General features: G+C 70.4%; 27 protein-coding genes. 12 read left to right on the top strand and 15 right to left on the bottom strand.

Translation table 11 applies throughout. The features are described 5' to 3' along the window. Positions 1 to 36 precede the first annotated feature (36 nt). Complete coding sequence (locus MZC64_RS24810) at positions 37 to 1,488, top strand: amino acid permease (protein ID WP_247759466.1); 1,452 nt, start codon at positions 37 to 39, stop codon at positions 1,486 to 1,488. Here the strand turns inward: MZC64_RS24810 and MZC64_RS24815 are convergent. Further along, the gene (locus MZC64_RS24815; RefSeq protein ID WP_247759465.1) at positions 1,479 to 2,540 is read right to left on the bottom strand and encodes a nitronate monooxygenase; all 1,062 of its coding nucleotides are present in this window, start codon (positions 2,538 to 2,540) and stop codon (positions 1,479 to 1,481) included. The genes MZC64_RS24810 and MZC64_RS24815 overlap by 10 nt on opposite strands. A gap of 16 nt (positions 2,541 to 2,556) precedes the next feature. Between MZC64_RS24815 and MZC64_RS24820 the strand changes: the two genes are divergently transcribed. From MZC64_RS24820 to MZC64_RS24830, 3 genes are all read left to right on the top strand, one after another. Further along, positions 2,557 to 3,027: a phosphohydrolase gene (locus MZC64_RS24820; RefSeq protein WP_247759464.1), complete on the top strand. Its 471-nt coding sequence runs from the start codon at positions 2,557 to 2,559 to the stop codon at positions 3,025 to 3,027. A 56-nt stretch (positions 3,028 to 3,083) separates the two neighbouring features. Continuing rightward, entirely contained in the window at positions 3,084 to 4,319 is a 1,236-nt protein-coding gene (locus tag MZC64_RS24825) for an MFS transporter (RefSeq protein ID WP_247759463.1), read from the top strand. 123 nt (positions 4,320 to 4,442) lie between these two features. Continuing rightward, entirely contained in the window at positions 4,443 to 4,625 is a 183-nt protein-coding gene (locus MZC64_RS24830) for a hypothetical protein (protein ID WP_247759462.1), read from the top strand. A 4-nt stretch (positions 4,626 to 4,629) separates the two neighbouring features. Here MZC64_RS24830 and MZC64_RS24835 read toward each other — a convergent pair whose 3' ends face one another. The 7 genes from MZC64_RS24835 to MZC64_RS24865 all read right to left on the bottom strand — a co-directional run bounded on the left by MZC64_RS24835 (position 4,630) and on the right by MZC64_RS24865 (position 11,345). Further along, the gene (locus MZC64_RS24835; protein ID WP_247759461.1) at positions 4,630 to 5,028 is read right to left on the bottom strand and encodes a type II toxin-antitoxin system VapC family toxin; all 399 of its coding nucleotides are present in this window, start codon (positions 5,026 to 5,028) and stop codon (positions 4,630 to 4,632) included. Beyond that, entirely contained in the window at positions 5,025 to 5,381 is a 357-nt protein-coding gene (locus tag MZC64_RS24840; protein WP_247759460.1) for a type II toxin-antitoxin system Phd/YefM family antitoxin, read from the bottom strand. Before MZC64_RS24840 ends, MZC64_RS24835 begins: the two co-directional genes overlap by 4 nt. A 117-nt stretch (positions 5,382 to 5,498) precedes the next feature. Continuing rightward, the gene (lepA, locus tag MZC64_RS24845) at positions 5,499 to 7,340 is read right to left on the bottom strand and encodes a translation elongation factor 4 (protein ID WP_247759459.1); all 1,842 of its coding nucleotides are present in this window, start codon (positions 7,338 to 7,340) and stop codon (positions 5,499 to 5,501) included. A 99-nt stretch (positions 7,341 to 7,439) separates the two neighbouring features. Next, positions 7,440 to 7,856, bottom strand: coding sequence for a nuclear transport factor 2 family protein (locus MZC64_RS24850; RefSeq protein ID WP_247759458.1), 417 nt, complete (start codon positions 7,854 to 7,856; stop codon positions 7,440 to 7,442). Between the two features lie 55 nt (positions 7,857 to 7,911). Beyond that, positions 7,912 to 8,754 carry a transglutaminase family protein gene (locus tag MZC64_RS24855; protein ID WP_247759457.1) on the bottom strand — a complete coding sequence of 281 codons (843 nt, stop codon included), beginning with the start codon at positions 8,752 to 8,754 and terminating at the stop codon, positions 7,912 to 7,914. Next, positions 8,751 to 9,698 (bottom strand): alpha-E domain-containing protein, encoded by a 948-nt coding sequence (locus tag MZC64_RS24860; protein WP_247759456.1) that lies wholly within the window; start codon positions 9,696 to 9,698, stop codon positions 8,751 to 8,753. Before MZC64_RS24860 ends, MZC64_RS24855 begins: the two co-directional genes overlap by 4 nt. A gap of 36 nt (positions 9,699 to 9,734) precedes the next feature. Continuing rightward, complete coding sequence (locus MZC64_RS24865) at positions 9,735 to 11,345, bottom strand: circularly permuted type 2 ATP-grasp protein (RefSeq protein ID WP_247759455.1); 1,611 nt, start codon at positions 11,343 to 11,345, stop codon at positions 9,735 to 9,737. Between the two features lie 106 nt (positions 11,346 to 11,451). Between MZC64_RS24865 and MZC64_RS24870 the strand changes: the two genes are divergently transcribed. The 4 genes from MZC64_RS24870 to MZC64_RS24885 all read left to right on the top strand — a co-directional run bounded on the left by MZC64_RS24870 (position 11,452) and on the right by MZC64_RS24885 (position 16,490). Further along, the gene (locus MZC64_RS24870; RefSeq protein WP_247759454.1) at positions 11,452 to 12,060 is read left to right on the top strand and encodes a class I SAM-dependent methyltransferase; all 609 of its coding nucleotides are present in this window, start codon (positions 11,452 to 11,454) and stop codon (positions 12,058 to 12,060) included. 63 nt (positions 12,061 to 12,123) lie between these two features. Next, positions 12,124 to 12,756: a PadR family transcriptional regulator gene (locus MZC64_RS24875; RefSeq protein ID WP_247759453.1), complete on the top strand. Its 633-nt coding sequence runs from the start codon at positions 12,124 to 12,126 to the stop codon at positions 12,754 to 12,756. After that, positions 12,753 to 14,324 carry an FAD-dependent monooxygenase gene (locus MZC64_RS24880; RefSeq protein ID WP_247759447.1) on the top strand — a complete coding sequence of 524 codons (1,572 nt, stop codon included), beginning with the start codon at positions 12,753 to 12,755 and terminating at the stop codon, positions 14,322 to 14,324. Before MZC64_RS24875 ends, MZC64_RS24880 begins: the two co-directional genes overlap by 4 nt. 669 nt (positions 14,325 to 14,993) lie before the next feature. Beyond that, positions 14,994 to 16,490, top strand: coding sequence for a serine/threonine-protein kinase (locus tag MZC64_RS24885; protein WP_247759440.1), 1,497 nt, complete (start codon positions 14,994 to 14,996; stop codon positions 16,488 to 16,490). Positions 16,491 to 16,547: 57 nt separating this feature from the next. Here MZC64_RS24885 and MZC64_RS24890 read toward each other — a convergent pair whose 3' ends face one another. From MZC64_RS24890 to MZC64_RS24920, 7 genes are all read right to left on the bottom strand, one after another. Next, positions 16,548 to 16,874, bottom strand: coding sequence for a DUF1048 domain-containing protein (locus tag MZC64_RS24890; RefSeq protein WP_247759438.1), 327 nt, complete (start codon positions 16,872 to 16,874; stop codon positions 16,548 to 16,550). Position 16,875: 1 nt separating this feature from the next. Then, positions 16,876 to 17,232 carry a DUF1048 domain-containing protein gene (locus MZC64_RS24895; RefSeq protein ID WP_247759436.1) on the bottom strand — a complete coding sequence of 119 codons (357 nt, stop codon included), beginning with the start codon at positions 17,230 to 17,232 and terminating at the stop codon, positions 16,876 to 16,878. Beyond that, positions 17,229 to 17,555: a PadR family transcriptional regulator gene (locus MZC64_RS24900; RefSeq protein WP_247759434.1), complete on the bottom strand. Its 327-nt coding sequence runs from the start codon at positions 17,553 to 17,555 to the stop codon at positions 17,229 to 17,231. The genes MZC64_RS24895 and MZC64_RS24900 overlap by 4 nt, the downstream gene beginning before the upstream one ends. Before the next feature lie 134 nt (positions 17,556 to 17,689). After that, positions 17,690 to 18,139, bottom strand: coding sequence for an SRPBCC domain-containing protein (locus MZC64_RS24905; protein ID WP_247759432.1), 450 nt, complete (start codon positions 18,137 to 18,139; stop codon positions 17,690 to 17,692). Beyond that, positions 18,136 to 18,447 carry a helix-turn-helix transcriptional regulator gene (locus MZC64_RS24910; protein WP_185002191.1) on the bottom strand — a complete coding sequence of 104 codons (312 nt, stop codon included), beginning with the start codon at positions 18,445 to 18,447 and terminating at the stop codon, positions 18,136 to 18,138. Before MZC64_RS24910 ends, MZC64_RS24905 begins: the two co-directional genes overlap by 4 nt. A 33-nt stretch (positions 18,448 to 18,480) precedes the next feature. Further along, a complete protein-coding gene (locus MZC64_RS24915; RefSeq protein WP_247759425.1) occupies positions 18,481 to 20,058 on the bottom strand; it encodes a hypothetical protein in 1,578 nt (525 codons plus the stop codon). Further along, the gene (locus tag MZC64_RS24920) at positions 20,043 to 20,813 is read right to left on the bottom strand and encodes an ABC transporter ATP-binding protein (RefSeq protein WP_374205790.1); all 771 of its coding nucleotides are present in this window, start codon (positions 20,811 to 20,813) and stop codon (positions 20,043 to 20,045) included. The genes MZC64_RS24915 and MZC64_RS24920 overlap by 16 nt, the downstream gene beginning before the upstream one ends. Positions 20,814 to 20,912: 99 nt before the next feature. On the opposite strand from MZC64_RS24920, the gene MZC64_RS24925 reads away from it, so the two are divergent. From MZC64_RS24925 to MZC64_RS24940, 4 genes are all read left to right on the top strand, one after another. Continuing rightward, on the top strand, positions 20,913 to 21,818 hold the full coding sequence (locus tag MZC64_RS24925) for an SPFH domain-containing protein (protein ID WP_247759424.1): 906 nt from the start codon (positions 20,913 to 20,915) through the stop codon (positions 21,816 to 21,818). Between the two features lie 9 nt (positions 21,819 to 21,827). Then, entirely contained in the window at positions 21,828 to 22,070 is a 243-nt protein-coding gene (locus MZC64_RS24930) for a hypothetical protein (protein WP_247759422.1), read from the top strand. A 66-nt stretch (positions 22,071 to 22,136) separates the two neighbouring features. Beyond that, on the top strand, positions 22,137 to 22,916 hold the full coding sequence (locus MZC64_RS24935) for a triacylglycerol lipase (protein WP_247759420.1): 780 nt from the start codon (positions 22,137 to 22,139) through the stop codon (positions 22,914 to 22,916). A gap of 150 nt (positions 22,917 to 23,066) precedes the next feature. Beyond that, positions 23,067 to 25,352 (top strand): glycoside hydrolase family 3 N-terminal domain-containing protein, encoded by a 2,286-nt coding sequence (locus tag MZC64_RS24940; protein ID WP_247759418.1) that lies wholly within the window; start codon positions 23,067 to 23,069, stop codon positions 25,350 to 25,352. Positions 25,353 to 25,369: the final 17 nt, after the last annotated feature.

Genomic DNA, 25,369 nt, shown 5'->3' on the forward strand with positions numbered 1-25,369 from the left:
CGGCACAGCGGGGTGCCCGGGTGGAGGGAGCAGCAGATGACAAGGGCGCAGAGTCCGTCCGGCGGCCGGAGTGTGTTCCGGCGCAAACCGATCGAGCAGGTGAGCGCGGAGTCCGAGAGTGGGCTGGTCAAGTCGCTCGGGCTGTGGCAACTGACCGCGATCGGCGTCGGCGGCATCATCGGCGCCGGCATCTTCTCGCTGGCCGGCGCGGTGGCCAACAAGACCGCCGGTCCGGCGGTGCTGATCTCCTTCCTGATCGCCGGCATCGCCAGCGCGGCGGCGGCCTTCTCCTACGCCGAGTTCGCCGGGCTGATCCCCAAGGCCGGGTCGGCCTACACCTACGGCTACGTGGTGCTCGGGGAACTCGCGGGCTGGTTGATCGGCTGGGACCTGTTGCTGGAGTACACCGCGATCGTGGCGGTGGTCGCCATCGGCATCTCGGGCTACTTCAACAACCTGCTCGGGCTGCTGGACCTGCAACTCCCGGCCTGGATGCTCGGCGCACCGGGCACCGAACCCGAGGGCGTGGCCGCGGGCAGCTACAGCGTGAACCTGTTCGCCGCGCTGCTCTGCCTGCTCATCGCCTATGTGCTCAACCTGGGCATGAAGAGCGCGGCCCGGTTCGAGAGCGCGCTGGTCTGGCTCAAGGTCGGCGTGGTGGTGCTGGTCATCGTGGTCGGCGTCTTCCACATCAACACCGGCAACTACAGCAACTTCTTCCCGTTCGGCTTCGGCGGCGCGGTCACCGGCGCGGCCACCGTGTTCTTCGCGGTGTTCGGCTACGACGCGATGAGCACCGCGGCCGAGGAGTCCAAGGACTCCCAGCGGCACATGCCCAAGGCGATCATCTACTCGCTGGCCATCTCGATGGTGCTCTACGTGCTGGCCTGCCTGGTGCTGACCGGCATGGTGCACTACACCAAGATCAACGGTGAGGCGGCCTTCGCCAGCGCCTTCGCCGACGTCGGCCTGCCGGTGCTCGGCATGATCATCTCGGTGGGCGCGATCCTGGGCATCCTCACCGTGATGTTCACCTTCATGATGGGCGTGACCCGGGTCGGCTACGCGATGAGCCGGGACGGCCTGCTGCCCCAGTTCCTGGCCAAGACCAGCGCCAAGCGCAAGGTGCCCAGCCGGATCACCTGGATCGTCGGTGTCTGCTCGGCCTTCATCGCCGGGTTCCTCAACATCAACGAGGCGGCCGAGCTGACCAACATCGGCATCCTGCTGGCCTTCGTGGTGGTGTGCATCGCGGTGATCGTGCTGCGCTACAAGCAGCCGGACCTGCCGCGCACCTTCCGCACCCCCGGCATGCCGGTGGTGCCGATCATCGGCGTGGTGTTCTCGATCTGGCTGATCACCTTCCTGCAGCCGGAGACCTGGCTGCGCTTCGCGATCTGGTTCGCGATCGGCCTGGTCGTCTACTTCACCTACTCCTACCGCAAGTCCAAGCTCAACCAGCCTGCCGAGCAGTCCGCTCAGGACTGATCGAGCCAGCGACCACAGGCCCGGGACCACGCGTCCCGGGCCTGTGTCATGAGCAGCTCCACCAGTTCGGCGGCGGGCAGTGCGGGGGCCAGTGGGTAGGTCTGCCCTGCCCACAGCGACATCGCCTCGGGATCGCCCGCCTTGGCCGCGGCCGCGCGCACCGGCCTGGTCAGGTGGTGCAGCTGCGGATAGGCGGCGGGAGCGTCCGCGCTGTGCTCGGTGAGCACCCGGTTGACCAGCCCGCGTGCCGGGCGGCCGGTGAAGGCGCGGGTCAGCGCGGTCTCCCGGTCCGCGGCGGCCAGCGCGGCCCGTTGCGCGGGCTGGGTGCCCGCCTCCGGGCAGCGCAGGAACGCGGTGCCCAGCTGCGCGGCCACCGCGCCCGCGGTGAGCACCGCGGCGATGTCCGCGCCGTGCACCAGCCCGCCGGTGGCGACCAGGGGCAGCTCGGTGACCGCGCCGATCAGCCGCAGCGCGGCCAGCAGCCCGTACAGCGGCGCGGCGCCAGGCCGGCCGGGGTCGTTGGCGAAGGTTCCCCGGTGCCCACCGGCCTCCATCCCTTGCACCACCAGCACATCCGCGCCGACCTCGGCGGCGATCCGGGCCTCTTCCGGCGTGGTGACCGTGACCCACACCTCGGTGCCCACCGCCTTGAATCTGGTGACCAGTTCCGGCGTGGGGTGACCAAAGGTGAAGGACACCACCGGCACCCGCCTGCGCAGCAGCAGTTCGGCCTTGGCCGGGTAGTCGTCGTCCTCCCAGCGTGGCTGCCCCAGAGTGACCCCGTACCGCCGCGCCTCCGCCGCCAGCCGCCCGGCGTACTCCTCGACCGGCGCTCCCGTGTCGGCGCCGGGCACGAACAGGTTGACCCCGAAGGCGTCCACACCCAGCGCCCTGGTCCGCTCGATCTGGCCGTCCAGGGCCTCGACGCTGAGATAACCGGCGCCGAGGAACCCGAACGCCCCGGCCGAACCGGCCGCGGCGAGCAGTTCCGGGGTGGACGGTCCGCCCGCCATGGGCGCGACGATCAGCGGCACGCGCGAGGTAGCGATCATGTGCTCGAATCTAGCCATGCCGAGCAGCTCTGACAGCTTCTCGCTCGCGCGTGCGGTGGAGATCGCCACGCGGGCGCACGAGGGCCAGGTGGACAAGGCCGGACTGCCCTACATCCGGCACCCGATGCGGGTGATGGACAGCGTGCGTGGCGAGTGGCCCAAGATGGCCGCGGTGCTGCACGACGTCATCGAGGACACCGAGGTCACCGCGGCCGACCTGCGCGCGGCGGGTTGCCCGGAGCGGGTGGTGACGGCGGTGCTGGCACTGAGCAAACAGCCCGGCGAGCCGATGGAAAGCTACCTGCGCCGGGCCGCCGCGGACGAGATCGCGATCGTGGTCAAACACGCCGACATCGCCGACAACAGCGGCCCGGACCGGATGGGCAGGCTGGACCCCGCGACCCAGGACCGGCTGCGCGCCAAGTACGCCAAAGCCCTGTCCCTGCTCGCCGAGTACCGCACTGACCAGGACAAATCCAAACCCTGAGCCTTATCGACTCAATCTACTTGCGCCGGTCACGCTCAAGCTGCCACAGTGCCCGGGTGACCAAGGACACCGCCCGGCGGCCCGGTGGGCTGCTCCGGCATCGGGACTTCCGGCACCTGTGGGCGGCCGATGTGCTCAGCCAGCTCGGCACCCGGGTCAGCCACCTGGCCCTGCCGTTGCTCGCCGCCGAGACCCTGCACGCCAGCGCTTTCGAGGTCTCCGCGATCCGCACCCTGCAGACCGCGGCCTTCCTGGTGCTCGGCCTGCTGGTCGGCGCCTGGTGCGACCGCCTGCGCTCGCGGCCGGTGCTGGTGCTGGCCGACCTGGCCCGCGCGGTGGCGTTCTGCTCGATCCCGGTGGCCGCGGCCTTCGGCGCGCTGACCCTGACCCAGGTGTACGTGGTGGTGCTGGTCGTCGGGGTCTTCACGGTCTTCTTCGAGGTCGCCTACCAGACCTACCTGCCCCGCCTGGTCCCCGCCGAGGACCTGATCGAGGCCAACGCCAAACTCCGCGGCAACCTCGCCGTCGCCGCCACCGCCGCCCCCACCATCGCGGGCCTGTTCTTCCAGTGGTTCGGCGCCCCGGCCACGGTGCTGGTCAACGCCGCCGGCTACCTGTGGTCCGCGCTGTGGCTACGCGGCATCCGCCACCGCGAGCCCCGGCCCCCGGCCCCCGACCGGCGCCATCTGGGCCGGGAGATCATCGAGGGCCTGCGCCTGGTCTTCGGCCACCCACTGCTGCGCGCCTTCGGCCTGCACGGCGCCACCCTCGCCTTCTTCCAGTCCATCCAGGTCGCCCTGGGCGTGCTGTTCCTGCTCCGCGAGATCACCCTCTCCCCCGGCGCCATCGGCCTGCTCAGCAGCCTCGGCCTGACCGGCGCCCTGGCCGCCGCCCTGCTGGCCCGCCGCCTCGCCGACCACCTGGGCCAGGACCGCGCCATCCTGCTCTCCGGCACCGCCGCCGGCCTGCTCTTCCTCGGCTTCCCGCTGACCACCCCCGGCTACGGCCTGATCTGGTGGGCGGTGGCCGCCTTCGGCACCGCCTTCAGCCTGATCGTGCTCACCGTGTCCATGGCCAGCCGCCAACAGGCACTCTGCCCACCCACCCTGCTGGGCCGGATGAACGCCACCATGCTGTTCCTGATCTGGGGCGCGATCCCGCTGGGCAGCCTGTTCGGCGGGGTGTTGGGCGAGGTGATCGGGTTGCGCGGCGCGCTGTGGGTGGCCACGGCGGGAGCGGTACTGGCCGCGCTCTGGCTGATCTGCTCGCCGCTACGCACAAGCAGTGACTGACGACAGACAGTTACCCTTGGTCGACCGTGTCACGGGTTCGCGTCACCACAACCTGAAGGAGCTGCGTCCCGGTTCGGCCGGGGCGAGATGGTACGACGAGCACCTGGCAGGGAAGGACCCGAAGTGAGCCGATCCTGGAAAGACGTCAAGGCGGACAAGGAGAAGCTCGATCGCGCCGCCGGCCGGGATGTCGACGCCGCCCGCGCCGACGCTCGTCGTCGCATCGCGGCGTACGTGGTCGGCTATCGCCGGGCGGAGCTGTGCAAGGAAGCCGGGCGGACGCGATCGGCGGGCGGCTCCGGCTGAGCGCTCAGGTGCGGGCCGCGCCCGGCGCGCGCACGGTCAGCCCCGCCTTGGCCGCCGCCTCGTTGAGCCGCCGGTCATAACTCACGAACCGGGTCGTCGGCACCCGCAGCGCGGTGGCCAGGTGCAGGGCGTCCAGGCTGCGCAGGTAGCGGTCGGGCAGGGCGGCCGCGGCGCGGACCACCGGGGCCAGCGGGAGCTGGGTGATGTTGTCCAGCAGCTGGTCGGCCTGGGTGCGGGCGGCCTTGTCCGCCTCGATGCGGGTGAGCGCGCGGTGCACCTCGACCACGATCAGCTCGGAGCTGACCAGCGGCTCAGTACGGGAGTCCAGGTAGCCGAACAGGTCCTCGGACAGGGGTTCCGGCACGATCAGTTTGATCAGCGCGCAGCTGTCGAGGTAGATCACCGATCGCTGTCCTCGCGGTCGGCGAGCACCGCGGCGCTACCGCGGTCGTCGCCGGGCTTGGCGGTGCGGGCGGGCAGGGTGCGGAGCAGACCGCGCAGGGTGCTCTGGCGTTCCCGCCAGTCGGCGGCGACCTGACCCGAGGCGGCCAACTCGTCCAGCGCGACCTCGTTCGGGTCGGGCGCGGTGAGCACGGCGACAACCTTGCCGTTGCGGGTGACCTGAACCCGCTCGCCGTCGGTGATCCGGCCGAGCACGCTGGGCCAGTCGTGCAGCAAGGTGCCCACCGGGACCTGGATGGTCACCGCGGCAGGAGGCCCACTCACCAGCAGCCCATACTCCTTGCGCTTCCCCATACCCCCAGCGTACCCCCACCACCCACCACCCGCACCCCCGTTTCCACAGGGACCGGCCAGTCGGTCACCAGCACGCCGATTCCGGTGACCGGGCCGGCAGACCCGGTCACCGCACGGCTACTTCTTCTTCTTGTCCCCGGCCTCGTCGGTGGACAGCGCGGCCACGAATGCCTCCTGCGGCACCTCGACGCGGCCGACCATCTTCATCCGCTTCTTGCCTTCCTTCTGCTTCTCCAGCAGCTTGCGCTTACGGGTGATGTCACCGCCGTAGCACTTGGCCAGCACGTCCTTGCGGATGGCGCGAATGGTCTCCCGGGCGATCACCCTGGACCCGACCGCGGCCTGGATCGGCACCTCGAACTGCTGCCGCGGGATCAGCTCGCGCAGCTTGCTGGCCATCCGGGTGCCGTAGGCGTAGGCGGCGTCCTTGTGCACGATCGCGCTGAAGGCGTCCACCGGCTCGCCCTGCAGCAGGATGTCCACCTTGACCAGGTCGGATGCCTGCTCGCCCGCCTCCTCGTAGTCCAGGGAGGCGTAACCGCGGGTGCGCGACTTCAGCGAGTCGAAGAAGTCGTAGATGATCTCGGCCAGCGGCATGGTGTAGCGCAGCTCGACCCGGGTCTCGGAGATGTAGTCCATGCCGCCGAGCTGACCGCGCCGGGCCTGGCACAGCTCCATGATCGTGCCGACGAACTCCGCGGGCGCGATGACCGTGCACTTGGTGATCGGCTCGTAGATGTCGCGGATCTTGCCGCCCGGCCAGTCCGAGGGGTTGGTGACGATGTGCTCGACACCGTCCTCCATGACCACCCGGTTGACCACGTTGGGCGCGGTGGAGATGAGTTCGAGGCCGAACTCGCGCTCCAGCCGGTCCCGGGTGATCTCCAGGTGCAGCAGGCCGAGGAAGCCGCAGCGGAAGCCGAAGCCCAGCGCCGCGGAGGTCTCTGGCTCGTAGGTCAGCGCGGCGTCGTTGAGCTGCAGCTTGTCCAGCGCCTCGCGCAGCGCCGGGTAGTCCGAGCCGTCCAGCGGGTACAGCCCGGCGTAGACCATGGGCTGCGGTTCGCGGTAGCCGGAGAGCGCCTCGGTGGCGCCCTTGCGCTCGGAGGTGATGGTGTCGCCGACCTTGGACTGGCGGACGTCCTTCACGCCGGTGATCAGGTAGCCCACCTCGCCGACGCCCAGCCCGACCGAGACCTTGGGCTCTGGCGAGATGATGCCCACCTCGAGCAGCTCGTGGGTGGCGCCGGTGGACATCATCCGGATCCGCTCGCGCGGGGTGATCTTGCCGTCCACCACGCGGATGTAGGTGACCACGCCGCGGTAGATGTCATAGACCGAGTCGAAGATCATCGCGCGGGCGGGGGCGTCGGAATCGCCGACCGGGGCCGGGATGGTCCGCACGACCTTGTCCAGCAGCTCCTTGATGCCCACACCGGTCTTGGCCGAGACCCGCAGCACCTCGTCGGCCTCGCAGCCGATGATGTGCGCGATCTCCGCGGCGTAGCGGTCCGGGTCCGCGGCTGGCAGGTCGATCTTGTTCAGCACCGGGATGACCGTGAGGTTGTTCTCCATGGCCAGGTACAGGTTGGCCAGCGTCTGGGCCTCGATCCCCTGCGCCGCGTCGACCAGCAGGATCGCGCCCTCGCACGCCTCCAGCGCCCGGGAGACCTCATAGGTGAAGTCGACGTGCCCCGGGGTGTCGATCAGGTGCAGCACGTACTCGGTGCCCTCGTGCACCCACGGCAGGCGCACGTTCTGCGCCTTGATGGTGATGCCGCGTTCGCGCTCGATGTCCATCCGGTCGAGGTACTGCGCGCGCATGGAACGGTCGTCGACGACGCCGGTGAGCTGCAACACCCGGTCGGCCAGCGTGGACTTGCCGTGGTCGATGTGGGCGATGATGCAGAAGTTCCGGATGCGCTCCGGCGGCGTGAAGGTCTTGTCGGCGAACGTGGCCACTGATTCCCTCGCTGAAACGGACGGGTGACGACCTATCGTCCCATGCCGGAGGGAGTGCCCCGCACAAGTCCCGGTGATCTGCGTCTCGACCGGCTTCCGCTACCGGCCCGCGCCGGTGCAGACCGCCGCCACCGCCGCGGTGTCCCAGTAGAACGGCCGCACCTCGGCCAGCCGCCCGTCCCGGAGCCGGATCAGTTGCAGGATCGGGAACTCCAGCTCGGTCCCGGTGGCCCGCCCGCGCGCCCTGACCTGGCTCAGCACGCTCACCCGGTCACCGTCGACCAGGGTCTCCTGGGCCAGGATCTCGAAGGAGGCCCAGGTCCGCGCCATCACCGCCAGGAACCTTGCCAGCCCGTCCGGCCCGCGCCATTGCCCGCCGTAGGGCAGGCCCTCGGCCTGGTGCAGCACGATCTCCGGGTCCAGGAACTCCGCCACCGGCTCGAACCCGGTTTCGCCGGAGAGGTAGGCCAGCTCGGCGGCGTAGAAGCGGTCCAGGATTGTCAACGTCTCACTCACCGGCCCAGCCAACCAACCGCCGTGGCCGGACTCCGGCGGGAAACGGCCGTCGCGTTCAGGCCAGCCGGGTGATGTCCACCGTCACCTCCAGCGCGGAGGACCCGCCACCGGAGTAGATGCCCTTGAGCGGGGCGACGTCGGCGTAGTCCCGGCCCAGCGCCACCCGCACGTGCCGGGAGCCGATCGGCACGTCGTTGGTCGGGTCGTAGCCCCACCAGCCGCCGGTCCAGGCCTCGATCCAGGCGTGACTCTCCCCGCGCACGGTCTGGCCGAGGCGGGCATCGGGCTGGGTGTGCAGGTAGCCGGAGACGTAGCGGGCCGGGACGCCGATCGCGCGCAGCAACAGCAGGGTCAGGTGCGCGTAGTCCTGGCAGACGCCCTCGCGGGCCCGCCAGGCGTCGATGGCCGAACTGTGCACGCCGGTGGTGCCGGGCCGGTAGGTGAGCTGCTCGTGCACCCAGGCGCACACCGCGAGCACCGCGTCCGCCGGTTCCAGGCCGCGCTGCAGCTTGCGGGCCACCGCGGCCAGCTCGCGGTTGGTCGGCACATAGGAGCTGGGCTCCAGCAGTTCGCCGAAGCGGTCCAGCACGTCCGCGGAGGCCAGCCCGGACCACTCGGTGACCCGGACCGGCTTGTCCTCGTCCGCGGTCTCCACCACCGAGGAGGCGACCACCTTCATCTCGGTGTGCGGGGCGTGCAGGTCGAAGGAGGTGACCGCGGTGCCCCAGTAGTCGGTGTACTTGTAGGCGCGGGTGGCCGGGGTGGTCTCCACCCGGTTGACCACCAGGTTCTGCCTGCCGTCGCCGCGCGGGGTGAGCCTGGCCTCGTTGTAGGACTGGATCACCGGCTCGTCGTAGCGGTAGCCGGTGGTGTGCACGATGCGTACCCGCCAGCTCACGAGGTCACCTCCGCGTTGGTCCAGGCCACCCAGGGCGCGGCGTGGAAGTACTGCAACGACACCGCCTCGCCGACCTCCCGAATGGTGCCCTGCAGCGAACTGAGCCGCCTGGGCAGGTCCTCCAGCAGGTCGGCCGGGCGCAGGAACTCCAGCTCGCTGCGGGCCCTGCCGAGCAGCCGCAGCGCCTCGGCCTTGGCGCCGATGCGCACGCTGGGCCGGTGGTCCAGCTGTTCCAGGCAGGCCTCGGCGTTGCGCAGGGCGTGGAAGACCGACCGCGGGAACAGCCGGTCCAGCAACAGGAACTGCACCACCCGCCCGGCGTCCATGGCGCCGCGGTAGGTGCGCAGGTAGGTGTCGTGCGCGCCTGCCGAGCGCAGCACGGTGACCCAGCCCGGCGAGGACGCCTTGTCCCCGACCCGGGACAGCAGCAGCCGCACCACCATGTCCACCCGTTCCACCGAACGGCCCAGCAGCAGGAACCGCCAGCCGTCGTCGCGGCTCATGGTCGAGTCGGCCAGTCCGGCGAACATGGCCGCGCGCTCCTCCACGAAGGAGAAGAAGGCGTGCGGGCCCATCTGCCGGGCATAGCGCTGGCGTTCGGGAAGCGCATTCCAGGTGGCGTTGAGGCATTCCCACATCTCGGTGGAGACCACCTCGCGGGCGCCCCTGGTGTTCTCCCGCGCGCTGGTCAGCGAGGCCACGATGGAGCCGGAGTTGGCCGGGGCGTAGGCGACCAGCTCGGTCAGCGACCAGGCGTCCAGCTCACGGCCGTCGGGCGCTTCGATGCCCAGCACGTGCAGCAGCGCCCGGCTCGCCGAGTCCGGGTCGACGGTGGCGTCCTCCAGCAGCTGGTGGACGGAGACGTCGAGGATGCGCGCCGTGTCGTCGGCCCGTTCCACGTAGCGGCCGATCCAGTACAGCGACTCTGCGTTGCGGGCCAGCATGACACCACCCTCTGCCGTCCGTGTTTCCGTGACATGTCACTGCTGTTGCTGCTGTTGCTGCTGACTCGTGGTCAGCTCGGGGCCGTGCTCGGCGGCCTGTCCGTCGGTCACCGCCCCGGCCAGTCCCGGCTCGGCCAGTTCACTCTCCACTGTGGACGATCGAGGGGCCAGCACCCAGGTGTCCTTGGAGCCGCCGCCCTGGGAGGAGTTGACCAGCAGGCTGCCCTCGCGCAGCGCCACCCTGGTCAGCCCGCCGGGCAGCACGAAGACGTTCTCGCCGTCGTTGACCGCGAACGGCCGCAGGTCCACGTGCCGCGGCGCCAGCCGGTTGCCGATCTTGGTGGGCACGGTGGAGAGCTGCACCACGGGCTGGGCGATCCAGCCGCGCGGATCGCTGCGGACCCGTTTGCGCACCGAGGCCAGCTCGCGCGCGCTGGCGTCCGGACCGAAGACGATGCCGTAGCCGCCGGAGCCCTCCACCGGTTTGATCACCAGCTCGTCCAGCCGGTCCAGCACCTGCTCGCGCTCCTCGTCCAGCCAGCAGCGGAAGGTGTCCACGTTGGGCAGCAACGGTTTCTCGCCGAGGTAGTACTGGACCATCTCGGGCACGTAGGTGTAGACGAGCTTGTCATCGCCCACCCCGTTGCCCACCGCGTTGGCGATCACCACGTTGCCCGCGCGGGCCGCGTTGACCATGCCGGCCACGCCCAGCACCGAGCTGGGGCGGAAGTGCAGCGGGTCCAGGAACTCGTCGTCGATGCGCCGGTAGATGACATCGACCCGGCGTTCGCCCTCGGTGGTGCGGATGTAGACCGCGTTGTCCCGGCAGAACAGGTCCCGGCCCTCGACCAGCTCCACGCCCATCTGCCTGGCCAGCAGCGAATGCTCGAAGTAGGCGGAGTTGTGCACGCCGGGGGTGAGCACCACCACGGTGGGATCGGCGGCGTTGGGCGCGGCCGAGGCACGCAGCGCGCGCAGCAGGTGGCCCGCGTAGTCGCCGACCGCGCGCACCCGGTGCCGGGCGAACAGATCGGGGAAGACCCTGGCCATGGTGCGCCGGTTCTCCATCACGTAGGACACCCCGGACGGGCAGCGCAGGTTGTCCTCCAGCACCCGGAAGACGCCCTCGCCGTCGCGGACCAGGTCGATCCCGGCGACGTGGATGCGCACCCCGTTGGCCGGGGAGATGCCGGCGGCCTCGCGGTGGAAGTGCGCGCAGGAGGTGATCAGCCGCCGGGGCAGCACCCGGTCCCGCAGGATCTGCGCGTCGCCGTAGATGTCGGCCAGGAACGCCTCCAGCGCGCGGACCCGTTGCACGATGCCGCGTTCCAGCCGGGTCCACTCGGTGGCGCCGATCACCCGGGGGATCAGGTCCAGCGGGAACGGCCGCTCCTGACCGGAGAGGGAGAAGGTGATGCCCTGGTCGACGAAGGCGCGGCCGAGCGCCTCGGCCCGCGCGGCCAGATCGGCGACCTCCGAGGGCGCGATCGACTCGTACAGCCTGCGGTAGGCCTGCCGGACCTGGCCGTCCTCGGCGAACATCTCGTCGTGCACGCCCGCGTACGGGCTGTCCGGATCCTGGTAGCCCTCGAACAGCGGGCTGCGCGGGGTGCGGGTGCGGCGCGCGCGGGTCACGGCGGGGCTCATTCAGTCATCCTCACCCGAGGGACGATCTTTGCGCACTACCTCCGAGTGAAGGAATTTCAGGGAAGTCCCCGATGCGAGCAGCGCGGATGCGAGCTGTGCTGGAGGCATGGCTACTTCCCTCCCGCGGATCGTGGACTCCGCGTTCGGTCATCCCCGCGGCCTCACCGGCCGGATCGGCGGGGCGATCATGGCGCGCGCCAACGCCGCCACCGAGCGGGAACTGGTGGCTGAGGCGGGATTACGGCACACCGACACGGTGCTGGTGCTCGGTGCCGGCCCCGGAGTCGGGCTGGCCGCGGCGGCCGCGGCGGCTTCCGCCGGACGGGTGATCGGGGTGGATCCGGCCGAGGAGATGCTGCGCCGGTCCCGGGAACGCTGCGCCGACCAGGCCAGAACCGGACACGTGCGGCTGCACCGGGGCGACGCGGAGGACACCGGGCAGCCCGACGGCAGCGTCGACGTGCTGCTCACGGTGAACACGCTGCACCTGTGGCCGGACCGGACCAGGGCCCTGTCCGAGCTGTACCGGGTGCTGCGGCCGGGCGGGCGGCTGATCCTGTCGGCGCACCGGATGCTGCTGGAAGGCAGTCCGGCCACGCTGCGGCTGGATGTGGAGTGCGCCGGGTTCACCCGGGTGCTGCTGCGGCTCAACGACCGCCGCGGCCTGCTCGGTCCCAGCTACGAACTGCGCGCCAGCCGCCCGGAGAACCGCTGACCGCTTCCCCTGAGTTCACCTCGGGGTTGTCATAGTCATATCCTCACTAGTAGGTTTATGACTATGGCAACCCCGATCCGTCGTTCACCGCTGGCACTGACCGTGTTGTGCCTGATGATCGAGGCCCCGGTGCACGCGTACCGGATTCAGCAGCTGATCAAGGAACGCGGCAAGGACCGGGTGGTCAACGTCCGGCAGCGGGCCAGCGTCTACCAGACCATCGAGCGTCTGCTGAAGGCCGGACTGATCAAGGTCAAGGAGACCGAACGGGCCGACAACCGGCCGGAGCGGACCATCTACGAGATCGGCCAGGAAGGGCTGGCCACGGCGCGCGCCTGGCTGCGCGAGATGTTCACCGCGACCGGCACCGAGTTCCCGGAGTTCCCGGCCGCGGTGGCGTTCATGCCGCTGCTCGAACCGGGCGAGATCCGCGCGCTACTGGAGGTGCGCGCGACCAAACTCGCCGAACTGGTCGCCGAGACCGACACCGTGACGGCCGAGGCGCTGGCCGCGGGCGTGCCCCGGCTGTTCCTGCTGGAGGAGGAGTACCAGCGGGCCACGCTGATCGCCCAGCTCGACTGGGTGCGCGCGACGGTGGCCGAACTCGGCGACGGCCGGATCACCTGGGACCAGGAGTGGCTGCGCGCGGTCGGGGACAGCCTCAGCACACCAACCGACGAGGGGGAATCGTCATGAACGGCAACGAGGAACGAGTGCCGGTGCTCATCACCGGCGGCGGCCTGGCCGGCCTGACCGCCTCGCTTTTCCTGTCCTCCCATGGGGTCGAGTCGATCCTGGTGGACAAGCATCCCGGCCCGTCCCCGCAGGGCCGGGCCCGCGGGATCAACGTGCGGACCATGGAGATCTATCGCGCCTTCGGCATCGCCGAACAGGTGTACGAGGCGGGCAAGCCGTTCGAGAACGACAAGGGCGGCGTGCACTGCGCCTCGCTGGCCGGCGAATGGCGCTGGCTGTTCCGCCTGGGCGCCACCGCGGGCTACGACGAGTACAGCGCGGGCCGGTTGTGCCTGGCCGACCAGAGCACGGTGGAGCCGGTGCTGAGCGCGGCGGCCCAGGCCCGCGGCGCGGAACAGCGGTTCAACACCGAGCTGGTGTCCTTCACCGAGACCGCCGACGGCGTGCACGCGGTGACCAAGGACCGCGCCACCGGCGAGGAGTACCGGATCCACGCGGACTACCTGATCGCCGCCGACGGCAACCGCGGCACCATCCGCGAGCAGCTGGGCATCCGCCGCGACGGCCCCGGCATCCTGGGCGACTTCCTCGGCGTGCTCTTCGAGGCGGACCTGTCCGAGCTGATCCCGGAACGCGCGGTGATGTGGTTCGTGGTCAAGCCCGGCAGCCCGCCCGGCTTCCTGACCACCACCGCGCACCCCGGCCGCTGGGCCGCCGCGTTCAGCTACGACGCCGCGGTGGACACCCCGGCGGACTTCACCGCGCAACGCCTGACCCCGATGCTGCACGAGCTGCTGGGGCGGGACGACATCCCGGTCGAGGTGGTCGACGTGACCCCGTGGCAACAGGTGGCCGCGGTGGCCGAGCGGTTCCGCCAGGGCCGGGTGTTCCTGGCCGGGGACAGCGCGCACGTGTGGCCGCCGGCGGGTGGCTACGGCGCGAACACCGGCGTCCAGGACGCGCACAACCTGGCCTGGAAACTGGCCGCGGTGCTCAAGGGCTGGGCCACCCCCGCCCTGCTGGACAGCTACGAACCCGAACGCCGCCCACTGGCTCAGGAGTTCGTGGACATCACCATCAACCGCCAGGAAAGCCGCGCCGGCAGCAACCCGGAGGAGGAGGCCAACTCCGATATCCGCTGGATGTTCGGCCAGCGCTACACCTCCCCCGCCATCCTGGGCCGGTCCTACGAGTCGGCCTTCACCCCCGACCACCTCCCCGTCCCCGAACCCGGCCACCGCGCCCCCCACCTGTGGCTGGACCACAACGGCGACCGCCTGGCCCTGCACGACCTGGTCTGCACCGGCCTGCTCCTGCTCACCGGCCCCCAGGGCGATGGCTGGCGCCAGGCCGCGACCGAACTGGCCGAACAGTTCGGCGTCCCACTGACCGCCCACCGGATCGGCGCCGACCTGCTCGACCCGGAACACCAGTGGCCTGCCCGCTACGCCCTGCCCGAGGGCGCGGTGCTGCTCCGCCCGGACGGCTACCTCGCCTGGCGCACCGAGTCCGACGCCGACCCACACGACCAGCTCCGCGCCGCGCTGGAACAGCTACTCCGCGCCTGACATCCGGCGCCTCGGGACTCCGGGCCTCGGGCTCCGGTCTCGGGACTCCGGTCTCGGGCCTCGGCCTCGGGACTCCGGCCTTGGGCCTTGGGCCTTGGGCCTCGGGCCTCGGGCCTTGGGCCTCGGGCCTCGGCCTCGGGACTCCGGCCTTGGGCCTTGGGCCTTGGGCCTTGGGCGCCACCGTCCCCGCACCCTCGCGTCCCCGCGCACGGCGCCTCCCGCCGTGCGCGGGGCCCGCGCGCCGCCGGATCGCCGACAGCGTGACCAACGCCACGCCTACCGGATCGTTATCCCGCGCCCGCCTGCCCCGCCCCGCCGCGATCCGCTGACCAGGCATCCAACACCGCCAGCCACCACAACCACACCGCGGGCGACGACGGCGCACCGGCCGTCCCCGGCCCTGGGCTGGGCAGGAGCCCGGGGCCAGGACCTGCCCCTCCGGCAGCGCCCCGACACCGAACGTGGTCAAGGCCGGACTACTTGCGCCTGAAAGTTGCCGGAATTACTCCATTCGGCGCAGTACCGATGAGGCCCTAGGCACTATTTTCGCCGACCTAACGCTCACCAACCCCCTCCAGCGCGTCAATTAGGGTGGACGCGTCTGGCAGACGGCGTTGGGCCGTCACCACTCATCAGGACGAGGAGCGATCGGCCATCGACAGGGGCCAGGTGATCGCCGGGAACTACCGGCTGGTCGAACACATCGGCAGCGGCGGCATGGGCGCGGTGTGGCAGGCATACGACGAGCGCCTCCAGCGCCCCGTCGCCATCAAGCAGCTCCTGCTGCAGCCGGGCCAGTCCGAGGATCAGACCTTGGACGCGCGGCGCAGGGCGATGCGGGAGGCCCGGATCGCCGCCCGGCTGTCCCACCCCAACGCGATCACCATCTTCGACGTGGTGCAGCACAACGGGGACCCCTGCCTGGTCATGGAGTTCCTGCGCTCGCGCAGCCTGGCCGACCTGCTCGACGAACGCGGCACGCTGCCCATCCGCGAGGTCGCCGCGATCGGCGGCCAGGTCGCGGGCGCGCTGGCCGCCGCGCATCAGGCCGGGATCGTGCACCGGGACATCAAGCCGGCCAACATCCTGGTCAGCGAGTCCGGCCTGGCCAAGATCACCGACTTCGGCATCTCCCGGGCCGCGGGCGACGTCACCGTCACCCAGACCGGCATGATGGCCGGCACCCCGGCCTACCTCTCGCCGGAGATCGCCAAGGGCCACGACCCGGCCCCGCCCTCGGACGTCTTCTCCCTCGGCGCGACGCTCTACACCGCGATCGAGGGCAAGCCGCCCTTCGGCAACAACCCCAACCCGCTGGCCCTGCTGCACCTGGTCGCCGCGGGCAAGGTCGAGCCGCCCCGGCAGGCGGGCCCGATGACCGCGGTGCTGATGAGCCTGCTCCGCGAGGAGCCCGCCGACCGGCCCAGCATGTCCCAGGCCGCCGCCACGCTCAGCTCCCTGGCCAACGACCCGAACCTGGCCAACGCCCAGCCCACGCCGCTGCGCCCCGCGCCGAGCACCCGGGTACTCGGCGGGAACACCCCGCCGCCGCCCTACCGGCCGCCGACCCAGCCGCAGCTGAACCGGCCGACGCCGAACCCGACCATGTCCACGCCGCGCCCGCGCCCGGCGGCTTACGTCCGCGACCCCGCCTCGCCACCGCGCAAGAAGTCCCGGCGCGGCCTGGTGATCGCGATCGCGGCGGCGATCGCCCTGGTGGCAGGCATTGGCGGCGCCTACTACGGACTCCGCGGCACGCCCCAGAACTCCGCGGGCGGCCAGACCAGCAACTCCAGCACGCCCCCGCCGCCGACCTCCGCCGCGGACAAGCCGACCCCGCCGGATGACTCCGCGCCGATCGGTTTCCGCGAGGCAGGCCAGTACGTGGTCGACTACTACGGCGCCGCCGGCCGGGCGGCCGACCGCGGCCAGGCCTTCGACATGCTCACCGACAACGCCAAGGGCCTCATCGGCGGCGAATCCGGGTTCACCCAGTACTGGTCGCAGTACAAGCTGGTGTACAGCCAGAAGGCGACCGGCAAGAAGACCTCGGACAACGCCGTGGACGTCACCCTCACCGTGGTCTACCCCAACCGGTCCGAGCAGCGCACGATCCGGGTGATCCGCTCCGGCGGCGGCCTGAAGATCGACAGCGACCCACGCTAGCCACGTCGTTCCCGAGCACGGGCCAAGGCACCCTGCGGTGCCTTGGTTCAGCGGGAGTTACTTCTCGGCCGCGCCGGACTTCCCGCTGATGGACTCCTGATAGACGTCCGCGTTGGTGCGCGAGTCCTTGATCAGGTCGTCGCAGAAGGCGGCGACGTCCTCGCCGATGAGTTCCAGCACTCCCTTGCCGCTCGCGACGCCCTCCTCGAAGAAGTCGACGATCCCGGAGAGCAGCGTCCCCTCCAGCAGGTCGACCGGCCCGACCTTGAAGAAGTACCGCTGCATCTCCTTGTAGACGATCCGATAGTCCGGCGGGAGCGCCTTGACCCGCGCCATATGGGCCCGCCACTGCTTCTTGCCCTCGATGATGTCCTGGATGCCCACATCAGCCTCCCAGCCGGCCCAATTTCCTGGCGACATTCCGGTTCAACTGCTCACGCCACCGGTCGCGATAGCTCCGGCCTCTTTCCTCGCCGGCCAGCGCCGCGCAGAAGCCCTTGATGTCCTCGCCCAGCACCTCTTGAATGCTCTGCCCATCGGCCGCCGTTTCTTCGAGCAACCCCAGGGCGCCGTCAAGAATCGGCATCAGGTTCCGGCCGGTGAAGTCCGAGTAGGGCATCAGCTGCCCTTTGATCTCTTCCCACACCGCCCGGTAGTCCGTCGGCAATGCCGCGGCCCGAGCCTCGAACGCCTTGAAATCCCTGGTGAGATCGCTGCCCGTGATCGTCTCCCAGAAATTCATCTCCCACCCTCCTTGAGCTTGTCGATCCGCGATGTCATGTACTCCCATTTCGCCCAGAACTTCGCGAGTTCCGCGCGCCCTACGTCATTGAGCGCGTAGAACTTCCGCGGTGGACCCTGCCCGGACGGTCGTTTCGTCACCAGGACGAGCCCGTTCTTCTCCAGCCGCAGCAGAATGGTGTACACCGTGCCCTCGACGACATCGGTGAAGCCGAGTTCGTTCAGCCGACGCGTGATGGCATACCCGTAGGTCTCCTCACTGCCGATGATTTCCAGCACGCAACCCTCAAGCGTGCCTTTCAGCATCTCCGTCAGGTCGTCCATCGTGAGCCCTCTTCGATCTCGAAGTACTCAGTGGCACCGAGTACCGGTACAACGTATCACCGAGTAGTGGCTCATGGCCAGCGCGGCCGGACCGCGGGTCGTTCAGCTCGCGCAGGAGAGCGCGGCGGACACCGTCATTCGGTCTCCTCGTCCAGTAACCGCGCCAGTGCCGCGGCCACACCCGAACTCCAGCCACTGCCCATGAACTTGCGGGAGAGCTGCTGGAACTCGTTGTCCGGGTCGAATCCGGTGTGCGCCAGGAACAATCGGGTGCCGCGACCCTCGGGTTCCAGGGTCCAGGTGATGGTGGTCCGCATGCCGTTGTCCGGACCGCTGTCGTCGAAACTGATGCGCAGCAGGCGTTCCGGCTCGATCGCCAGCACCTCGCAGTGCGCGATGCCGTCGGTGCGGACCGCGGGCAGCGGTTCGCCGCGATTGAAGGTGAAGCGGTGGCCCAGGACGGGCTGGAAATCGTTGGGCATCAGCCAACGGGCCAGCCGGGCCGGGTCGGTGAGCGCCCGCCAGACCTTGGCGGGCGGGTGGGCCAGGAACTGGTCCACCCTGATGTCGGCGGCGTTGGTCATTCCTCTTCTTCCTCCTCGTCGAGCAGGTCGGACAGCGCGGACAACCGCTCCCGCCAGAACCGCTCATACGGTGTGAGCCAGTCCCGAAGCTCCTGCAGGGGCTCGGGTTCGAGCTGGTAGTGCCGTTCCCGGCCGCGCCTGGCTTCCGCGACCAGCCCCGCGTCCTTGAGCACCCGCAGGTGCTCGGACACGCTCGGGCGGCTCATGTCGAAATGCTCCGCGAGGGACTGCACCGGCCGCGGCCCGCGCAGGAGCAACCCCAGCAACTCCCGACGGGTCGGATTGGCCAACGCGGCGAACACATCCATGCGGAGGAGAATAGGTAGGAAATCTCCTACGCGTCAAGTTCGGACGGCGGCCAGCAGTTCGGGGCCGCGTTCGGCCAGCCGCCGGACCGCGAGCGCGCCCCACCACCAGCCGAACAACACCCCCGAGCCGATTCCGGCCGGCAGCGCCAGCCAGGTCAGCACCGCGTTGCCGGACAGCGCGCCACCGAGCAGCAGCAGTCCCGGCGGCGCCGCGGCGACCAGGAGCAGCAGCCCCATCACCAGTTGCAGCAACGCTTTCGCGCAGCCCGGGTTCCCGGAACCGGCGAAGGGATTGCCGCGCTGGGCGGCCACCGGGAACGGCGCGAACACCGAGAGGATCACCAGCAGCCCGGCCCCGCCGCCGAGCAGCGCGGGCAGCAGCGCGAGCACGTAGGGATAGGTCTGCGGCCGCCCGGTCACCGCGGGCAGCACCAGCACCGCGAGCAGGGCCACCGGCGCCACGTAGACCAGCCAGCCGAGCTGTCTGCCGCGGATGTCGGCCCGGGCGGCGTCGGGCTGCACCAGGATGTGCCACAGCGCGGTGCCGTCGAAGCCGTACAGGTTGCCCGCGTTGAGCGCGGCGAAGCCGACCACGAGCAGTCCGCCGACCGGTGCGACCCCACCCGCCATCGGGTTGACGCCAGAGAGCACCAACGGCAGCACCAGCCCGATCACCAAGGCGGGCAACAACACCGCCCGCCGCCGCGGATCACGCCACCAGGTGCGCACCTCCTTGGCGGCCACCGCACCGACCGGCCCGGCGGGCAGGAACCGTTGCAGCAGGCCGTTCCCGGCCCGCACGTCCGCGCCGCGCAACCCGACACTGGGCCTGGTCAGCCTGCGCCGCAACAGGATCGCCCACACCTGCGCGAGCACCAGGGTCAGCGCCACCAGCCCGCCCAGCCCCGCCACCACCGTCAGCCAGTCACCCCGCACCGAGGCGGCGACCGCGGCAGGCGCCCAGCCAGGGGGCAGCCACCGCAGCACCTCGCCCAGCTCCGGCGGAAAACCCAGCAGCAGCCCGGCGGAGACCGTGTTCAGCACGTACTGGAACGGCAGCACCAGCAACCCGACACCCGCCGCGAGCAGCACCCCCAGGTCCTGCCCGCGCCGCGAACGCAGCACATCGCCGAGCGCCCCGACCACCACCCTGGACAGCGTCAGCACGAACGCCAACTGCGCGAGCACGCCGACGATCGCGACCAGCGCCGGCGCCAGGCCGTCCGCCGAGGCCCGCAGCACCAGCCCACCGAAGGCGAGCAGGCTGACCACCGCGGGCACGCCGACCACCGCGGCGGCCAGCAGTCCGGCGGCCAGCTTGCGCGGACTCACCGGCAACAGCCGGAAATGCTCGGGTTGCAGGGTTTCATCACTGCCCGCCACGAAAATCGGCCCGAGCACCCAGCCGAGGGTCCACCCGGCGAAAATCCCCGCGGTCAGGTCGTAGCCAGGCACCGGCGCGCCCAGGGTGTCGATGTTCATCAGGAACACCGAGAACCCGGCCGCGGCCAGCCCGCCCAGCACGCCGAAGATCAGCGTCAGGGCCCGCGCCGTGCCATGCAGCCCATGGCTGAGCAGGCGCAGCTTCATCCGGATCAGGACGCCAACCACGACAGTCCCTCCCCACCGCCGGTGCGACCGCCGACCAGGTGCACGAACCGCTCCTCCAGGCTGCCCTCACCGCGCACCTGCGCCAGCGGACCGGCCACGACCACCCGGCCGCCGGCGATCACCGCGACGTGGTCGCAGAGCCGCTCCACCAGGTCCATCACGTGGCTGGAGAGCACCACCGCGCCACCGCCCGCGACGAAGCGCTGCAGGATCACCCGGATAGTGCTGGCCGAGACCGGATCCACCGCCTCGAACGGCTCGTCCAGCACCAGCAGCCGCGGCCCGTGCAGCAACGCGGTGGCCAGCGCGATCTTCTTGCGCATCCCGGCCGAGTAGTCCACCACCAGGGTGCGCTCGGCCCCGGTCAGCTCCAGCACGCCGAGCAGTTCGGCCACCCGCGCGGCGACCGTGACCTCATCGATGCCGCGCAGCAAACCCATGTAGGTCAGCAGTTCCCGCCCGGTGAGCCGCTCCGGCAGGGACAATCCGTCCGGCAGCACGCCGACCAATGCCTTGGCCCGCACCGGGTCCTCCCACACCTCCACCCCGAAGATCCGCGCGGTGCCCGCGTCCGGCCGCAGCAGGCCGACCGCCATGGACAGCGCGGTCGTCTTGCCCGCGCCGTTCGGCCCGACCAGCCCGAAGAAGGACCCGCGCGGCACGGCGAGGTCCACCCGGTCCACCGCGATCGTCTCGCCGAAGCGCTTGCACAGGCCGGACAACCGCAGTGCCGGTCCGTCGGTCTCGATCTCCACCGGCTTCCCCTTCCCCCGGCGCGTTGCCGGTTCCGACATAAAGTGATATCACTTTGCTAGGCACCGCGACCAGCGGCGCATGGGGAGAGTGGACCAGAGATGACTGCATCGACGCTTGTCAAAGCGCCCGTGGCGGGCGTGCAAGAACGGGTGGCCTTCACCTTGCCGGGGATTGCCTCGGCGGCGGCCCTGCTCTTCTTCGGGCTGGCCAGCCTGGGCGGGATCGCGCTGGGCGTGTTCTCCGCCGGGCCCGCCGTCATCGTGGTGAGCGCGGTGGTGCTGGTGACCGTGCTGACCCTGGCTCGCGGACTGATCATGGTCTCCCCCGGCGAGGCGCGGGTGCTGCAGTTCCTCGGCCGGTACAGCGGCACGCTCCGCCAGGACGGCCTGAGCTGGGTGAACCCGTTCACCGAGCGCACCACCGTGTCCACCAGGATCCGCAACCACGAGTCCGCGGTGCTCAAGGTCAACGACGCCGACGGCAACCCGATCGAGATCGCCGCGGTGGTGGTCTGGCAGGTCGCCGACACCGCCAAGGCCGTCTTCGACGTGGACAACTTCGTCGGCTTCGTCGGCATCCAGACCGAGACCGCGGTCCGGCACATCGCCACCAGCTACGCCTATGACAACCACGGCGAGACCGGGCTGTCCCTGCGCGAGAACGCCGATGAGATCACCGAGAAGCTCAGCGCGGAGATCTCGGCCCGGATCACCTTGGCCGGGGTGCACGTGATCGAATCCAGGATCACCCACCTGGCTTACGCCCAGGAGATCGCGCACGCCATGTTGCAGCGGCAGCAGGCAGGCGCGATGGTCGCGGCCCGGCAGCGGATCGTGGAGGGTGCGGTCGGCATGGTCGAACTGGCACTGGCCCGGCTGGCCGAGCACGACGTGGTGGAACTGGACGAGGAGCGGAAGGCGGCCATGGTGAGCAACCTCCTGGTGGTGCTGTGCGGGGATCGTGCGACCCAGCCGGTCGTCAACGCGGGTTCGCTGTACCACTAGCGGGCCACCGTGGCTGACCGCAAAAGCTTCCTGCTCCGCCTGGACCCGGCCGTGCACGACGCGCTGACCAGGTGGGCCGGGGACGAACTGCGCAGCGTCAACGCGCAGATCGAGTTCCTGTTGCGCCGGGCATTGAGCGAGCAGGGGCGAATGCCCAGCGAGGCCGGGCGACCGGCCAAGCGGGGCCGCCCACGCAAGCCCGCCGCAGAGGACCAAACGGAAGATCAGCAGGGCGACCGTTCAGCGGAGTGACCTCCACTGTGACGCACCTTACATTGGTGTCTCCCAGGTTACCGCCAGGTAATAACGGAGGACGCCATGCGCCGGACGCTCGCCCTGCTGGGCACCGCGATCTTCGCCCTGCTCGCCTGCCAGCTCCCGGCCGTGGCCGCGCCCGCGCAATCGTTGGCCGACGTCGCGGGCTGCCAGTCGGCCAAGCGGCCGGTGGTGCTGCTGCACGGGACGTTCAAGAAGTCCGGCTGGAGCTGGGGCGGACTCGCGCCCGAGCTGTCCCGCAACGGTTATTGCAGCTACACGCTGGACTACGGCAACGGCGGACTGAACCCGGTCGCCGACTCCGCCGCCGAGCTGGCCAGGTACGTGGACCAGGTCAGGGCGAGCAGCGGGTGGTCCACTGTGGACATCGTCGGGTACAGCCAGGGCGGGATGATGCCGCGGCACTACCTGAAGTTCCTCGGCGGCGCGGCCAAGGTCAACGCGCTGATCGGCATCGCCCCGTCCAACCATGGCACCAGCCAGCCGCTGGCCAAGCTGCTGGGCGCCACATTCTGCCCGGCCTGCGGGGACCAGGCGTCGAACTCGGCCTTCATCCGGCGACTCAACGAGGGCGGCGACCTGGCGGGCGCGGTGAAGTACACGACGATCACCACCCGCTACGACGAGGTGGTCACTCCCTTTGCCAGCCAACACCTTTCCGGTCCGGCGAACCGGGTGACCAACGTGGTGCTGCAGGAGGCATGCCCGGCCAACCTGAGCGAGCACCTCTACATCCCGCACTCCTCGGCCACCATCAAGTGGGTGCTGAACGCACTGGGTCGCGGCGGCCTGGCCGACCCGCGGTTCCGCCCTTGCGGTTGAGCACAAAGCACCTTAATTCAAGCCAAAAATAATGGGCGTACTTCATCTACCTGAAAGCGCTCTCACATTCCGCCGTTCAGCCGATGGACGTGGCCGGCGCCGGGCAGCAGGGTCGGTCCCTGACACCGCTCTCACGCCACTGGAGGCATTGTGCTGCGGACACGTCCCACACTCGCGTTGACGGCCGCCGCGGCCTTGATGCTGGCATCCGCCCATGCCAGTACCGCCCAGGAACCCGGTGCGGAGCAGGGGCCGGCGGCCTACCAGGACGCCGCCGCGCCGGTGGAGCGACGGGTCAGCGACCTGCTCCGGCGGATGACGCTGGAGGAGAAGGTCGGGCAGATGGCCCAGATCCGCGTGGGCAAGCTGCGCGGGGACTGCAACAACGTGCCGGGACCACTGGTCGAGTCCTGTATGAAGACCGTGCTGGGCGATGCCAAGGTCGGCTCGATCCTCTCCGGCGGCGGTGACAACCCGGCCCCGGACCCCGGCCCGAAAGCCTGGGCCGAGATGACCAACCAGATCCAGAAGTACGCGCTGGACAACAATCGGCTCAAGATCCCGGTGATCTACGGCGCGGACGGCGTGCACGGGCACAGCAACCTGCCGGCCGCGGTGATGTTCCCGCACCAGATCGGCCTCGGCGCAACCTGGAACCCGGAGCTGATCCAGCAGGCGGGCAAGGCCACCGGCGAGGCCATGCGGGCCACCGGGGTGTTCTGGAACTTCGCCCCGGTCTCCGACATCGCGCGGGACACCCGGTGGGGCCGCTACTACGAGGCCTACAGCGAGGACCCGTTCCTGGCCGGTTCGCTGGCCGCGGCCGCGGTCAAGGGCATGCAGACCCCGGCCAAGGACACCGCGCAGCTCACCGCGACGGCCAAGCACTTCGCCGGGTACTCCGAACCGAAGAACGGTCACGACCGCAGCACCGCGTTCATCCCGGTGCGGCAGTTGCAGGACACCGTGCTGCCGCCGTTCCAGGCGCAGTTCGACGCGGGCGTGCAGACCGTGATGATCAACTCGGGGGCGATCAACGGCATCCCGGTGCACGCCTCGCGGTACATGCTGGTCGAGCAGCTCCGGGAGCGGATGGGCTTCCAGGGCGTGGCCGTCAGCGACTGGGAGGACCTGCGGAAACTGGTGACCCACCACAAGGTCGCCGCGGACTACCCGGCCGCGATCGCGATCTCGGTGAACGCGGGCGTGGACATGGCGATGGAGCCGTCCAACGCCGCGGAGTTCACCCAGGGCCTGCTCACCGTGGTCCGCGACGGGCGGGTCAGCCAGCGCCGGATCGACGAGGCGGTGCGCCGGATCCTCAAGCTCAAGTTCGAGCTGGGGCTCTTCGAGCGGCCGTTCGTGGACCCGGCCGCGGCCGAGCGGGCCGTGATCGGCAACGGCGCAGACATCGCACGCAAGGCCGCGACCGAGTCAATGGTGTTGCTGCGCAACGAGAAGTCCACGCTGCCACTGTCCACTTCGGTCAAGAAACTGGTGGTCGCCGGGGACACCGCGGACGACGCGCGGCGGCAGCTCGGCGGCTGGACCGTGGAATGGCAGGGCGTGCCAGCGGAGGGCCCGTTCCCGGAGACCACCACGGTGCTGGAGGGACTGAAGGCCGCCGCGCCGCAGACCGAGATCAGCCACGCCAAGGACCAGGCCAGCGCGGTCGCCGAAGCCAAATCGGCGGACGCGGTCGTGGTGGTGCTGGGTGAGAAGGAGGGCGCGGAGGGCCCCGGCGACACCGAGGACCCGTCGCTGAGCCCGGCGCAGCAACAGCTGGTGGACGCGGTGCAGGCCACCGGCAAGCCGGTCGTGGTGGTGCTGCTGACCGGCCGCGGCCGGGTGCTGGGTTCGGTCGCCGACGCGGACGCGCTGCTCTCGGGCTGGCTGCCCGGCACCGAGGGCGGGCACGCGGTGGCGGACGTGCTCTTCGGCAAGGCCAACCCCAGCGGCAAGCTGTCGGTGTCCTGGCCCAAGACCGTGGGCGACCAGCCGATGTCCTACGACCAGCTGCCTGGCGCCAACAGCGGCCCGAGTTCCAAGTACGACCCGGCCTACCCGTTCGGATACGGGCTGTCCTACACCAGCTTCGAGGTGGGGGCGCCGACCACGCCGAGCGTGGCCAAGGCACGGGAGGAGGTGAAGGTGTCCTTCACCGTGCGCAACACCGGCTCGCGGGCGGGCACCGAGATCGTGCCGGTCTACATCCAGCAGCCGGTGAGCGCGGTGCAGGTGCCGGAGCGGCGACTGGTCGGATTCGCCAGGGCCACGCTGAACCCCGGTGAGCAGAAGACGCTGGAGGTGACCTTCGACACCGACCAGCTCGCGCTGACCGTGGGCGATGTGGACGGCGCGGGTCGCCGCGAGGTCGCCAGGGGCGCCTACCTGGTGGAGGCCGGCGGCAAGACGGCCCCGCTGACCCTGCGCTGATCAAGCCGTCCGCTACT

The organism is Crossiella sp. S99.2, from assembly GCF_023094165.1.
GTDB lineage: Bacteria > Actinomycetota > Actinomycetes > Mycobacteriales > Pseudonocardiaceae > Crossiella.

What these genes read in the sequence shown, in the direction of transcription:
- MZC64_RS24910 (WP_185002191.1), bottom strand. Translation starts at nt 18,447, where the DNA reads ATGGATGTGTTCGCCGCGTTGGCCAATCCGACCCGTCGGGAGTTGCTG.
- MZC64_RS24865 (WP_247759455.1), bottom strand. Translation starts at nt 11,345, where the DNA reads ATGAGCCCCGCCGTGACCCGCGCGCGCCGCACCCGCACCCCGCGCAGC.
- MZC64_RS24875 (WP_247759453.1), top strand. Translation starts at nt 12,124, where the DNA reads ATGGCAACCCCGATCCGTCGTTCACCGCTGGCACTGACCGTGTTGTGC.
- MZC64_RS24900 (WP_247759434.1), bottom strand. Translation starts at nt 17,555, where the DNA reads ATGGACGACCTGACGGAGATGCTGAAAGGCACGCTTGAGGGTTGCGTG.
- MZC64_RS24935 (WP_247759420.1), top strand. Translation starts at nt 22,137, where the DNA reads ATGCGCCGGACGCTCGCCCTGCTGGGCACCGCGATCTTCGCCCTGCTC.
- MZC64_RS24925 (WP_247759424.1), top strand. Translation starts at nt 20,913, where the DNA reads ATGACTGCATCGACGCTTGTCAAAGCGCCCGTGGCGGGCGTGCAAGAA.
- MZC64_RS24905 (WP_247759432.1), bottom strand. Translation starts at nt 18,139, where the DNA reads ATGACCAACGCCGCCGACATCAGGGTGGACCAGTTCCTGGCCCACCCG.
- MZC64_RS24870 (WP_247759454.1), top strand. Translation starts at nt 11,452, where the DNA reads ATGGCTACTTCCCTCCCGCGGATCGTGGACTCCGCGTTCGGTCATCCC.
- MZC64_RS24820 (WP_247759464.1), top strand. Translation starts at nt 2,557, where the DNA reads ATGCCGAGCAGCTCTGACAGCTTCTCGCTCGCGCGTGCGGTGGAGATC.
- MZC64_RS24840 (WP_247759460.1), bottom strand. Translation starts at nt 5,381, where the DNA reads ATGGGGAAGCGCAAGGAGTATGGGCTGCTGGTGAGTGGGCCTCCTGCC.
- MZC64_RS24810 (WP_247759466.1), top strand. Translation starts at nt 37, where the DNA reads ATGACAAGGGCGCAGAGTCCGTCCGGCGGCCGGAGTGTGTTCCGGCGC.
- MZC64_RS24815 (WP_247759465.1), bottom strand. Translation starts at nt 2,540, where the DNA reads ATGATCGCTACCTCGCGCGTGCCGCTGATCGTCGCGCCCATGGCGGGC.
- MZC64_RS24860 (WP_247759456.1), bottom strand. Translation starts at nt 9,698, where the DNA reads ATGCTGGCCCGCAACGCAGAGTCGCTGTACTGGATCGGCCGCTACGTG.
- MZC64_RS24895 (WP_247759436.1), bottom strand. Translation starts at nt 17,232, where the DNA reads ATGAATTTCTGGGAGACGATCACGGGCAGCGATCTCACCAGGGATTTC.
- MZC64_RS24880 (WP_247759447.1), top strand. Translation starts at nt 12,753, where the DNA reads ATGAACGGCAACGAGGAACGAGTGCCGGTGCTCATCACCGGCGGCGGC.